A 13051-nucleotide genomic window follows, 5' to 3' on the forward strand; every position below is an offset into this window, starting at 1 on the left:
CCTCATTACATCTATTGATATAACTGAATTGTTACCATTATACACCATGTCTTTTTAAGGGACAATACCCCTCAAGAGATATAGACATATAGTGTAGAAAGTGATAGAATTAAATGTTATTAACATTATTAATATCATAAGTAAGTTTGTTTTTGGGAGGCACTATGTCTTTATTTTCGATGATAAAACACTTTTGTTTAGTGGCTGCCCCCGTCACAGCAACACAAGTTTCATTAATTCTCGGCAGCTTCGTAGCTGTCACCTTAACGGGGCAGTATAGTACAGTGGATCTGGCCGGCATGGCTATGGGCTATAATTTATGGGTAGCAGCCTTTTTTGGTCTCACTGGAATTCTTCTAGGAGTCACTCCTATCGTATCTCACGCTTTAGGCGCTAAAAAAACAGAATCTATCGCTTCTATTATGTGGCAAAATGTCTATTTAGGGCTTATTTTTGCCACAGGTCTTATTGTAGCCACCCTGATGGGTCTTTCCCCCTTGCTAGATATACTCGGTATCGAACCCGCTGCCAAAACGGTATGCCTACAATATATGTACGCTATGTGCGTCGCCTTTCCTGCGATGATGATCATGTCCGCCTTTCGGTACATCGTCGACGCTCATGGCAATACACAATATTCTTTATATATCATTAGTAGTAGCGTATTAATTCAGTCCATCGGTAATGCTATCTTCATTCCAGGTCTTGGCCCTATTCCCGCCCTTGGCGGATTTGGTGCTGGCATCGCAACAGTCATCGCCTATTGGTATATGATGTTCTGCTACCTTGGAATGATTACGTATCACAAGAAGTTTAAACACTATCAGTTTTGGTCCTCTTTCACAGGGCCTAGTTGGGTACTCATTCGCGACCAATTATCTTTGGGTATCCCTATTGGATTGTCTATCTTTGCGGAAATCAGTATTTTCAGTGCCGCCGGTATCTCCATGGCCAACTTCGGTACTGACATCATTGCAGCCCACCAAGCTGCAGCTAGTTTTCTAGGAGTTACCTTCTCCTTTCCTCTTAGTTTGAGCATGGCTTCCACCATTGTTATCGCCTATGAATTAGGCGCCAAACGATACGAACAAGCCGTCACCTATACATGGATCACCCGTGGTGTAGCAATCTTTATCGCACTTTGCATTGGCACCTATTCCTTTACCCACATCGATTACTTAGCAGAACTTTTCACCAATGAGGAGCACATGATTCCTTTAATTGAAAGTTTCATCTCCTACGCAGTGTTCTTCACCATCATCGATGCTCTAGGCACTCCGTTACAAGGCGTGCTCCGTGCGTACCGGGATGTGACAAGTGTATCGATCATTGCTATCGGCACCTATTGGGGTGTTACCGTGCCTGTAGCTTACCTTTGTTACACATTTACAGACTTCGGTCCTTATTCCGTTTGGATTGGATTATTAACTAGTACCTCCACTGCTGCACTATGTTATATGTATCGACTACGGAGAGTACAAAGAAAACTATTAGAAATATAACTATATCTCTTACGGAGCTGTTCTTAGAACGGCTCCATTTTTTTGCTTTGACATATCTTTTTAAATACTATAGAATATAGAAATGCAATTTAAACTATATATAAATGTATCATTATTGATGTATAACAGAAGGAGCTCCTATGGCTACTATAAATCCAAATTATGAAAATCTACAAGGTTCTTATTTATTCGCAAATATTGCACGCAAAGTAGAAGCTTTCAAAGAAAGTCACCCTGAAGCAGACATTATTCGCCTTGGTATTGGCGATGTGACACGCCCTCTTGTGCCAGCTGTCATTGAAGCTATGCACGCTGCAGTAGAAGAAATGGGTTCTGCCGATACATTCCGAGGTTATGGCCCTGAGCAAGGCTACGATTTCTTGCGCAATGCCATCGTTGAAGGCGATTATGCCCCCCTAGGCATTACTATTCAAGCTGATGAAATCTTCGTATCTGACGGTGCTAAATCTGATGTGGGCAATATTCAGGAAATTTTCTCTGAAAATAATATCATCGCTATTACTGACCCTGTATACCCTGTATATTTAGATTCTAATGTGATGAGTGGTCGCACTGGTAAAGCTATCGACGGCATCTACGAAAAAGTGGTATATTTACCAACCAATGCGGAGAATCATTTCTCACCGGCATTCCCAAAAGAACGAGTAGATATCGTCTATCTTTGCTGCCCTAACAACCCAACTGGCACTGTATTAAGCCGTGCTCGTTTGGCGGAATGGGTACAGTGGTGTAAAGATAACGAAGCGATCTTAATGTTCGACTCCGCTTATGAAGCTTTCATCACATCCACAGACACCGTTCGTTCCATCTATGAAATTGACGGTGCTCGTAAAGTGGCTATCGAGTTCCGTTCTTTCTCTAAAACAGCCGGATTCACTGGTACTCGTTGCGCCTACACTGTAGTGCCTCACGAAGTAACTGCAAAGAACGCAGAAGGCAAACGTGTTCCTCTGAACCCAATGTGGAATCGTCGCCAGACCACAAAATTCAATGGTGTTCCTTACATCATTCAACGTGGTGCTGCTGCTGTTTACACACCAGAAGGTCGTGCACAAATTAAAGAACACATCGCTTACTACATGGAAAATGCTCGCATTATCCGTGAAGGCTTAGAAGCCATTGGTCTAACTGTATTTGGTGGTGTTGATGCTCCATACATTTGGATTCAAGCACCAAAAGGCATGACTAGCTGGGACTTATTCGATACCCTATTAGAAAAGGTACACATTGTAAGCACTCCTGGTTCTGGCTTTGGTCCAGAAGGCGAAGGCTATTTACGTCTCACTGCATTCGGCAGTCGAGAAAACACCATTCGTGCAGTCGATCGCATTAAAACATTACAATTTTAATATCCCCCCTTTTCTCTATGAGAATTTTTCGCTATAATGGTACATGCGAAAAATAGCGGATATAATCCTCCCTATTTTATTTCATCATATACTGTAATCTTACATTACAGTTCGTATAGCATTAATATTAATGAAAGTATCAACTTTCACGAAAGGAAGTAACAATGAGCAACATTCGTATTGGTATCGTTGGATACGGCAATCTTGGTCGCGGTGTAGAAGCGGCTGTAGCATTACAACCAGATATGGAATTAGTAGGCGTATTCTCTCGCCGTTCTGGTTTACAAACTGTTAGTGGCGTTCCTAGCTACACAATGGAAGAAGCAGAATCTTTCAAAGGCAAAATCGATGTCATGGTATTATGCGGCGGTAGTGCTACAGACCTAATCGACCAAACTCCTGCTTTAGCAGCGCATTTCAATGTGATCGACAGCTTTGACACACATGCTCGCATCCCTGAACATTTCGAAAATGTGCGCAAAGTAGCCCAAGAAGCTGGCACAGCAGCATTAATCTCTTGCGGTTGGGACCCTGGCATGTTTTCCTTGCAACGTGTGTACGCTGAAAGTATCTTACCACAAGGCGATTCCTACACGTTCTGGGGCCGTGGCGTATCCCAAGGTCATTCCGACGCGATCCGTCGTATCGAAGGCGTAGCAGATGCTCGTCAATACACAGTGCCTAAACAAGAAATTATCTCTGCTATCCGCAATGGTGAAACACCAGAAGTGACAGCTACTTCTTCTCATCTTCGTGAATGCTATGTAGTATTGGAAGAAGGCGCTGACGCAGCTCGCATTGAAAATGAAATCAAAACTATGCCTAACTACTTCGTTGGCTATGAGACAACTGTAACATTCATCTCCCAAGAAGAATTGGATACCAACCACAAAGGCATCCCACATGGTGGCCTTGTGATCCGCAGTGGCGAAACTACAACAGGTACAAAACACATCTACGAATTCGGTTTACAATTAGATTCTAACCCTGAATTTACTGGTGCTGTATTAGTAGCCTTCGCTCGTGGCGTACATCGCTTAGCAGCACATGGTGGTCGCGGTGCTTTCACAGTATTCGATATCGCACCAGCTTGGTTATCTCCAAAATCCGCTGAAGAATTACGTGCCCATTATCTATAAGATATACGTTTGATAATAGTATCTTCGTTCATGAGATACACGAGGCTGTAACAAAATAGCACCCAATAAAATAGAGGAACGTTGATCAAGAAGTATCAACATTCCTCTATTTTTATATTTTATATAAATCTATTGGCAGTCTATATGCAATTATGGTATACTATGACTGTAAAAAGAGAGCCCTCAACGTGCACTAGGCGTTAGGCTCATCTCGAATGATGGAACACGAAATGCCTAACGTGTTAAGGTCCACTAAACCTTATATCGTTAGGCATTTATATTACTTTAATAATTTATCGCAACCAACAAAGGAGTTACCCACACATGAGCACAAATTTAGAAGTAGGCATTGTAGGCCTTCCAAATGTCGGAAAAAGTACATTGTTTAATGCTATTACAAAGGCTGGCGCAGAAGCGGCAAACTACCCTTTCTGTACCATCGAACCAAATGTAGGCGTGGTAGACGTACCCGACGCTCGTTTAGCGGTGTTGGCTGAGATGTTCGGTTCTAAACGCATCTTACCTGCTGCTATGCGTTTTGTAGACATCGCCGGCCTTGTGGCTGGTGCATCCAAAGGGGAAGGTTTGGGCAACAAATTCTTAAGCCACATTCGCCAAGTCGATGCCATTGCACAAGTCATCCGTTGTTTCGATGACCCTAACATCACACATGTGGCTGGTTCTGTAGATCCTGTTCGCGATATTGAAATCATCAACACTGAACTTTGCTTAGCTGACCTTGAAAGCGTAGATAAACGCTTACAACGTATTGCTAAATTAGCAAAATCTGGTGACAAAGATGCTCGTGTGGAAGCACCTATTTTAGAAAAAGTATCTGCTGCATTAGGCGATGCTATCCCTGTTCGTGCCCAAGGTTTAACAGAAGATGAGCTAGAGATTTTAAAAGATTTAACCTTATTGACAGCAAAAAAATCTTTATACGTAGCCAATGTGGGAGAAGATGAAGTATCCGACTACTCTGGCAACGAATTTGTCAAACAAGTAGAAGAGTATGCAGCGAAAGAAGGCTCTGGTGTAGTTGTAGTATCTGCTCGTATCGAATCTGAAATCGCTGAATTATCCGACGAAGAAGCAACTGCTTTCTTAGCTGACCTTGGCTTAGAAGAAAGTGGCTTAACGAAATTAATCAAAGCTAGTTACTCCTTATTAGGTTTAATTAACTACTTCACAGCTGGTGAAATGGAAGCTCGTGCCTGGACTATCGTGGAAGGCACAAAAGCTCCACAAGCAGCTGGTAAAATCCACTCCGATATCGAAAAAGGCTTCATTCGTGCGGAAATCGTATCCTTTGACGATTTAGAAGCTTGCGGTAGCCAAAATGCGGCCAAGGAAAAAGGTCTTGTTCGCCTAGAAGGCAAAGACTATATTATGAAAGACGGCGATGTAACACATTTCCGCTTCAACGTATAATAACCTACTAACAATACAGGCATATACAGTGTACTTTTACTTAAAATATCACTGTATATGCCTCTTTTAGTTAGCAAGGTCTGCGTACATATTCAGTTGGTTCTTTTCCCTTTTCATAATAATACATATGCGAAGGGGTTATTTTTTCTACTTCAAAGATACGCAATACTTCTTCTATGTATTCTTCTTGCACACCAATAGAGAGCCCACAAGCGCTAGATAGCTCTGGTGGAACTGGCATTAACTGATGAGGCACTTTATATTGCCCTAACATTTTATCTGCTTTATCTGCAAAATAGTAAGAGCTAAATAGAACGAGTACTTTTTGTGGTACCTTATCTGTAGCTGTATCAGGTTTCTTACTATCTACTGCAAAAACGTTCATATGCGTCTACCTCATTCAATCTTTCCAGGTCTATCTACCAATGTTACCACGCATCTAATTACAATGTAACAAATGGTTCTTGCATCATACTTTCAGTAATAGCATATAGATTCGTAATAGTGCCTACTTGTACTTTATCTTTCACCTCGTAAAAGTCCAAGCAAATGCCACAGCCACTCACAGTTACCCCTGCTGCTTCTAAGGCTTTGAAGTTTTCAATATGTTCAGACCCTTCTACCAGCATTTTAACAGCACTATTAATGCAATAGATGGCTTTGGGTTTCACATCTGTTTCTGTCAATACATAGATGAACGTTTTCATCAAATTACGACCTAACTCTTCACTGCCTTCACCTAAATAGTCTTTTGTCAGCAATAAGACTTTGCCACCCATAGAAGGGGTTGGCACAGACGGTACCGTGGTTCCCATCAATTCAGGGGGAACTGTATCTTGACTAATCGGCGCACCCATTGCTGCTTTTTCTGCTTTTGTTTTTTCATAAGCTGCAATACTGCGCTCCAAGCTACCTGTACCATTTGTCATATAAAATGGGGCCTCTCCACCGGCAATCGTTGTATTCGTTACAATCTTTCCTAGGGGTGCAGCAAATTCATTTTCAAAAATATCTTCCAAATCCAGGTCCTCTAAATCATGCGAAGTTTGAATATTTACAGCACTAACCGCAGTCACTTCCGCTTTCACCGCTGTAGGAGGAATCAATACAACGATGTAATTTCCCTCTTGTTCTAATACATGGTTTTCATAGCCTCGGTATTCTCCTAATTTCACCACATTGTCACGGCTTACATCATTGTCGACAATGACTTTTACATACAGATTCGCATCAGAATCCATCGCTTTTTTTGCTTCAATCACAGGCGCTGGGCATACTTGGCCTCGCATATCTATCGTTACTTCTTTATTTGACATAGACTTGTTTCCTTCCTTCCTGAATGACACGGCCGATCTGTGCAGCCTGTAAACCCTTTGCTTGTAACTCTCTAAGCAGATGTTCCCCTTCACTTTCAGAACAAGCAAATAATAAACCACCTGATGTTTGCGGATCAAAACAAATATCGCTCCATACTGGGTCTAAATGGTCAGCAAACTCAGCTTGATCACCTAATGCTTTACGATTCCCATACGTAGATGCTGGGACTAAGCCCATACTAGCAGCCTCTAATACATCCGTAAAGAGAGGAATTTGCTCCGCATAGAGTTCCACAGATGTTCCACTAGCTTTTGCCATTTCAGATACATGACCAATCAAGCTGAATCCCGTAACATCCGTACAACCATGAATGATAAACTGCGCCGCCACATCTCGAGATCCTTTATTAATCGTTCCCATACTGTGCACAGCTTCCTGCACACCTTCAGGGAATACGCCACCTTTTGCAGCCGTGTTCATAATGCCCGTTCCAATCGGTTTAGATAGAATTAAGACATCACCCACTTGAGCATCTCCATTCGTCCAAATATGACGTGGATTAATGAGACCGGTCACAGCCATTCCAAAAATAGGCACTTCATTTTCGATACTGTGACCACCAAGAAGAGCTACTCCCGTCTCCAGTAAGACCTCATTGGCACCTTCTAAGACCTCACGAAGGACACCTTCTTTCACTAAAGACACAGGAAATCCTACAATATTCAATGCTGATATAGGCGTGCCCCCCATGGCATATATATCACTTAAACTATTGCAAGCCGCTACTCTACCAAAGAATCTCGGATCTGCCACTGGAGGTGTAAAAAAATCCACCGTCTGTACAATAGCTTGACTTTCATTAATTTGATACACTCCAGCATCTTCCATACCAGATGCATCGGTCAATACAGCTGGATGTGTAGGCATCTTCATATGTTGCAACACATCCTCTAAAATGTGCGGCCCAATCTTGCAAGCACAACCGCCCTTAGCTGCATATTTCGTTAAATCAACCATAGGTATCCCTTTCCTAGAAAATTATTATGATTTACGAATCATATTTTATTCTTCTGTTGCTTCTTTTCTGGATACTATCTTTTTTACATTCTTTTCAAACTTAGATCGTGGTATCATCACTTGATGCCCACAGCCTTCACAGACTGTTACGAAATCAACGCCAGTTCGTTTAATCTCCCAATTCTGACTACCACAAGGATGGGGTTTCTTCATTTGTACCACATCACCTACTTGGTATTTTATAAATCCCATAGGCACCTCCTATTTCCATGATTATGTTTATAGTATATCATCTAACTTTATATTTCTCTATAGGGCCGTATGGGTATTACTAAAAGTTTGCACTAAGTCTGTCAACCCTCTCATCAGTACTGATGACTGCTATCACTTGTTAGCAACTGACAACTCCCCTTTTCTGTTTCATAACTAAGAAACCCTATAAATAGAGGGATTTCTATGTATTATCATTACAGCTTTATCTCTTGAGTTCGATTCTCAATTTCTTTTCTGTGTAATCCCTTTATTTTTATAGGGAATTAAATAGCTATAAATGCGATACTATAGCCGATTGAGAGGCTTTATCATTTACAAAAAATTTTAAATTTTTCTAAAAAAAGACTTGCATTTCTCATTTTCATAGTCTATAATGTAATCAACAATGATTATTCGTTAAGTAACGAAATCAATAGGGACTTGTTCAAGTGAACAAGCCCACTATACAAATAAGTATTTATTTTATTACAACAATGTAAAGTACATGGAGGAACAAAATGCCAGAATTAAAAGGTACTCAAACAGAAAAAAATCTTCAAGCAGCATTCGCTGGTGAATCTCAAGCTAACCGTAAATATACATACTATGCAAGTGCAGCTCGTAAAGCTGGTATGAACAAAATCGCTGATTACTTCGAAGAAACAGCAATCAACGAATCCGCTCATGCTAAAGTATGGTTCAAATTGTTACACGGTGGCGATGTAAACGCTGACGTAGCAATCAACTTAAAAGATGCTGCTGCTGGCGAACACTACGAACACACTGTAATGTACCCAGAATTTGCTAAAGTTGCAAAAGAAGAAGGTTTCGCTAAAATCGCTTACTTATTCGAACAAGTTGGTGTTATCGAAGCTCGTCACGAAGAACGTTACCTTGACCTTGTAACTGCTGTTGAAGGCGGTAAAGTGTTCAAACGTGAACAACCAGTTGCTTGGATCTGTGCTAACTGTGGTTATATCCACATCGGTGAAGAAGCTCCAAAACTTTGCCCAGTATGTGCTCATCCACAAGCATTCTTCTCTCAACACGGAGAAACTCTTATCTAATCAGTAAGCCGAGTGGTTTCTTAGATAAGTACTATAAGATTGTATCAAGTGATACAAAACAACCTACATAGAGAACTAAGTAGTTCTAAGGGTAAGTACCCCATACAAATTATATACTAAGTAGTAATGATATATACCCAAGTGGGTCAAATTACATATACCTTATCCCAAGTGGGTTAGAACTAGTATAGGTATACTAAAGCGACTGTGAAAACAGTCGCTTTTTTGTACCCTAACTCATAAGTATATAGGTTCATAGGTATCCTCCATATAGTAGCTATACATATCTTTCACCATGTATCATCGTATCTTCATATTACTAGGATATACTTTAACTACAAGGTCCACTTCTCAAGATGGATACTAGTATGTAACAAACCCTTACACGCAGTTGTTTTCAAAATATACCTGCGGTGATAAACACTACTAGGTACTGAACTATATTTTACAAATGTAATGATGAAAAGGAGACACTTATGAAACGTGCACTACTCTTGACAACACTAGCCATGACTATTGGTTCTTCCGCTTTTGCTTCATCCATCAACTACCCTAGTTTTCAAAGCGACCATACACCTATGTCTTTTAAAATGGTATCTACTGAGGATATGAAAGCATACACGAAAGATTTGGAAACTTACTTAGCAGATACAGATGCAGTGATTCAAATGTTGATTACTAAAAAACGTGCTGCTATCGATGCTTACAATGCGGGTGTACGTGAATATAACAAGGATGATTTTTTTCATAAAGATCGTGTAGAACCTTACTCCTATGATGAAAGTTACTCCCAAACTAAACGTGTAGGTGGTCATACATACCATACCTTTGGTGATACTGTGATTATCACATCACCTAACTCTATTCCTGTAGTTGAAGAAACAAAATCACAAAAAAAGGAAGAGGATGACGCCTTCGCACGCATGATGCGTCGTATGGAACGCCACCTAGGCATTGATCGCTGGTAAGGTTTCCTATATATACCCTTAAATACCCTTAAATAGCCTTACCTATATTCTTTTATATTCCCTTCCCTATATCAATATATACCCCATACAAATAAGGGCCTCTGTCGCACGATAGAGGTCCTTATTTTACATCTGTCATGGCACATTCAAGGAATAGAATATCCTATTTTCTTCAACTCCATGATAGAAAAAAGCTGCAACCTACGCGATATCAATAGGTTGCAGCTGTATATCTTTTAGTACTTTCATCATAGATACATGATGCATCTAATACATTACTTATACCTTATCGAATTGTTTTTGTGTCGTTAAAGGCTTCTTGGTCAAAAGTTCCTTGCAAACGATCTACTACAATAGCATTTGTCATAGAACCACTTACATTTAACATTGTACGTCCCATATCTACAATAGGGTCTACTGCTAAAATTGGAGAAATGGAGCCGAAGAATGCTCCCATACCAGTACCAGATAAGGATACGGATGCTGCCATAGTTGCTGTACCTGGAACTCCTGCAATCCCTAAGGAGCCTAATGCAATTACGATAACGCTCATCACATACATTGTAAAGTCTAATGGCACTCCAGATACGCGAGCGATATAAACGATACATAAGGCTGGGAAGATACCTGCACAGCCTTGCATGCCTGCTGTCGTACCAAAACTTGCTACTGTATTCGCAGTAGCAGGATTAACACCTAATTTTTTAGTTAATGTTTCTACCGTCAATGGTAATACACCCATACTAGAACGAGATGTGAAAGCCAAGATTAAGGCTTCTTTTGCTTTACGGAAATACATGATTGGACTAACGCCAAACATAGTTAATAATACAGCTTGTACTACTAACATGATTGCAACACCTACATAGATTAAGATAATAAACAAGCCCATGTCAGCAATAGCGCCAAACCCTTTTTGCGCCAATGTTGTGGCCAACAACGCCACAACACCATATGGCATTAAGCCGATCACAAAATCTGCTACCCAGAAGATAACTGTGTGCACTTCATCAAATAATTTTGTGACTACTTCTAAATCACTGGCACCATGTTGTTTCACAAGTCTAGCAACACCACCAATAATAACGCCAAATACAACAACAGCAATAACATTAGTTTGCGCCATTGCATTAATAGGATTTGCTGGTATCAAGGCACGCAATGTATCTACAACAGGTTTTACCTCTCGCATTTTAGAATCACCAACCACTGCTAAGGTACCTTCTCCTAATCCTGTTACAGTGCCTAGTACTAAACCTACAATAGCAGCAATACCTACCATGATTAAAGCTACTACACCTGTGGAGGATACAAGGCGTTTTAAGTTCGCATTCGTATCCATATGTAAAATAACATGAACAATGGAAATAAATACCACAGGAATTACGAGCATTCGGATTAAATCAATGAATCCTCCCCCAATAAGAGAGAACCACTTCGTGCTTTCCTTAATAAATACCACGTCCATTGGGTTTTTAGGGAATCCTGCAATCAATTGCACCGCAACCCCTAACACAGCACCTACTACAGTGGCAATCATTACCAATGTGCCGAATTGAATATTTCTTTTTTGAAGAAAATACACGTATCCCAATGCAATAAGGAATAACACAAGTATTCCTACTGTCATGGGATCGCTAATCATGAGAAATTGTGTAAAAAATGGCATATCCATACAAATTCCCCTTCCTTTCCAGACCTAACTATAGTCCAATTACTTCTTGATTCCCTGCACTGTACAGGCAATAATATGACCCAATTATATCATTCTCAATATAGTACGTCAATATTCCTACTTTTTATATAGGTTTATATCCATGAGTTATAATCATAAACTAAACCATAATTAACAGCATTAGTTAACAAATATAGGAGACGAATTATAAAATTTATAGTACAATAGAATAGTAAAGGTTAACAATAAGAGATCTATTGTACGATGATGTGCGCCCATGAATAGAAACGAACTAACATGACATCTGACTACGTATGTTTAGGAGGATACCATGGATACATCTTACTATTATAATTTTATCATCTTAGTACAAACGGGGAATATGACGCAAGCAGCAGAGATACTGCACATTACGCAACCAGCTTTAAGTAAGCAACTCAAGTACTTAGAAGCAGAATTTGGTACCCCCCTATTAGTTATCAAGCGTGGCCAGCGTGGAGCTAGCTTTCACCTCACCGAAGCCGGTCGCATTTTCTATGAAAAAGCACAACAATTGTGTTCCATTGAGGAGTCTACCTACGCTGATGTAAAGCGTCTTAGTTCTGAGGTAGAAGGCACTCTTCGTATCGCCTCCTCTGCCTCTAGGTCTACCGCCTTAATTCAGCAATATTTGCATTTCTTTTCCCGCCAATACCCTGTAGTGCGTTATGAAATTTATGAAGGATTAATGACAGATGTAACCGAATCTTTATTAAATGGTAGCGCTGAAATTGGTCTATGCAACGAGCAAATGGTAGATACTAACAAATTTGATGTTCTCTATACGCAAACGGAGGACTTATATGCTCTGTTCCGAAAAGATTTATTTTGGACAGACCGTGACCTAGAAAGTATTTCTTGGAATGATATTGCCAAATGTCCTCTTAGCTTGTCTGGTGGTTCTGTACGTATGTTGATGCAAGCTCATCACAATGACTTCTCTTCTCTCAATGTTATTTCTGTAACTACCACGAAGAGTTCTGCCATTGAATGGGCTCAATCTGGACGTACCATAGCCATTATTCCTATGGATGGACAGGAAACCGTATCTCATCCAGATATGACTCGCATTAAGTTAACAGAACTGACCAACACATTCTATAAAGCATTTATCACCATCAAAGGACAACCTTTGTCCATGGTGGCACAACAGTTTTTAGAATTCTACAAAGCGCATTCAGGAGAATAGTAGCTACGAGGCTATGCATTTTATATCCATGTGAACAAAAACACTACAACACTTTACAGTACATAGAGGAACATTGATACACAAT

At 40.3% G+C, this 13051-nt stretch carries 12 protein-coding genes; 7 read left to right on the top strand and 5 right to left on the bottom strand.

The annotated features are described in order from the left end of the window. Positions 1 to 164: 164 nt before the first annotated feature. The 4 genes from EO114_RS06240 (at position 165) to ychF (ending at position 5442) form a co-directional block, all read left to right on the top strand. The gene (locus EO114_RS06240) at positions 165 to 1502 is read left to right on the top strand and encodes an MATE family efflux transporter (RefSeq protein ID WP_127062135.1); all 1338 of its coding nucleotides are present in this window, start codon (positions 165 to 167) and stop codon (positions 1500 to 1502) included. A gap of 140 nt (positions 1503 to 1642) precedes the next feature. After that, positions 1643 to 2872, top strand: a complete 1230-nt coding sequence (locus EO114_RS06245) for an LL-diaminopimelate aminotransferase (protein ID WP_127062137.1) — start codon at positions 1643 to 1645, stop codon at positions 2870 to 2872. Between the two features lie 164 nt (positions 2873 to 3036). After that, the gene (locus tag EO114_RS06250; protein ID WP_127062140.1) at positions 3037 to 4011 is read left to right on the top strand and encodes a diaminopimelate dehydrogenase; all 975 of its coding nucleotides are present in this window, start codon (positions 3037 to 3039) and stop codon (positions 4009 to 4011) included. Between the two features lie 324 nt (positions 4012 to 4335). After that, a complete protein-coding gene (gene ychF, locus EO114_RS06255) occupies positions 4336 to 5442 on the top strand; it encodes a redox-regulated ATPase YchF (RefSeq protein WP_127062143.1) in 1107 nt (368 codons plus the stop codon). A 70-nt stretch (positions 5443 to 5512) separates the two neighbouring features. Here the strand turns inward: ychF and EO114_RS06260 are convergent, their stop codons facing one another. The 4 genes from EO114_RS06260 to EO114_RS06280 are packed head-to-tail and all read right to left on the bottom strand — an operon-like array spanning position 5513 to position 8028. After that, positions 5513 to 5827, bottom strand: coding sequence for a DUF3343 domain-containing protein (locus EO114_RS06260; RefSeq protein WP_127062145.1), 315 nt, complete (start codon positions 5825 to 5827; stop codon positions 5513 to 5515). A 58-nt stretch (positions 5828 to 5885) separates the two neighbouring features. Next, the gene (gene yedF / locus EO114_RS07990) at positions 5886 to 6758 is read right to left on the bottom strand and encodes a sulfurtransferase-like selenium metabolism protein YedF (RefSeq protein WP_240629067.1); all 873 of its coding nucleotides are present in this window, start codon (positions 6756 to 6758) and stop codon (positions 5886 to 5888) included. After that, positions 6748 to 7776 (bottom strand): selenide, water dikinase SelD, encoded by a 1029-nt coding sequence (gene selD / locus EO114_RS06275; RefSeq protein WP_127062148.1) that lies wholly within the window; start codon positions 7774 to 7776, stop codon positions 6748 to 6750. The genes yedF and selD overlap by 11 nt, the downstream gene beginning before the upstream one ends. A 45-nt stretch (positions 7777 to 7821) precedes the next feature. Then, on the bottom strand, positions 7822 to 8028 hold the full coding sequence (locus tag EO114_RS06280) for a DUF951 domain-containing protein (protein WP_127062151.1): 207 nt from the start codon (positions 8026 to 8028) through the stop codon (positions 7822 to 7824). 518 nt (positions 8029 to 8546) lie between these two features. Here EO114_RS06280 and rbr point away from each other — a divergent pair. Beyond that, on the top strand, positions 8547 to 9095 hold the full coding sequence (gene rbr / locus EO114_RS06285; protein WP_009352954.1) for a rubrerythrin: 549 nt from the start codon (positions 8547 to 8549) through the stop codon (positions 9093 to 9095). Between the two features lie 476 nt (positions 9096 to 9571). Next, positions 9572 to 10063 (top strand): hypothetical protein, encoded by a 492-nt coding sequence (locus tag EO114_RS06290; RefSeq protein WP_127062153.1) that lies wholly within the window; start codon positions 9572 to 9574, stop codon positions 10061 to 10063. A gap of 286 nt (positions 10064 to 10349) precedes the next feature. Here EO114_RS06290 and EO114_RS06295 read toward each other — a convergent pair whose 3' ends face one another. Continuing rightward, positions 10350 to 11738, bottom strand: coding sequence for a cation:dicarboxylate symporter family transporter (locus tag EO114_RS06295; RefSeq protein ID WP_127062156.1), 1389 nt, complete (start codon positions 11736 to 11738; stop codon positions 10350 to 10352). A 331-nt stretch (positions 11739 to 12069) separates the two neighbouring features. Here EO114_RS06295 and EO114_RS06300 point away from each other — a divergent pair, with 331 nt between their 5' ends. Then, a complete protein-coding gene (locus EO114_RS06300; RefSeq protein WP_009352925.1) occupies positions 12070 to 12966 on the top strand; it encodes a LysR family transcriptional regulator in 897 nt (298 codons plus the stop codon). The last annotated feature ends 85 nt before the right edge of the window (positions 12967 to 13051 follow it).

The sequence above is a fragment of the Veillonella sp. 3627 genome, assembly GCF_003992195.1.
GTDB lineage: Bacteria > Bacillota > Negativicutes > Veillonellales > Veillonellaceae > F0422.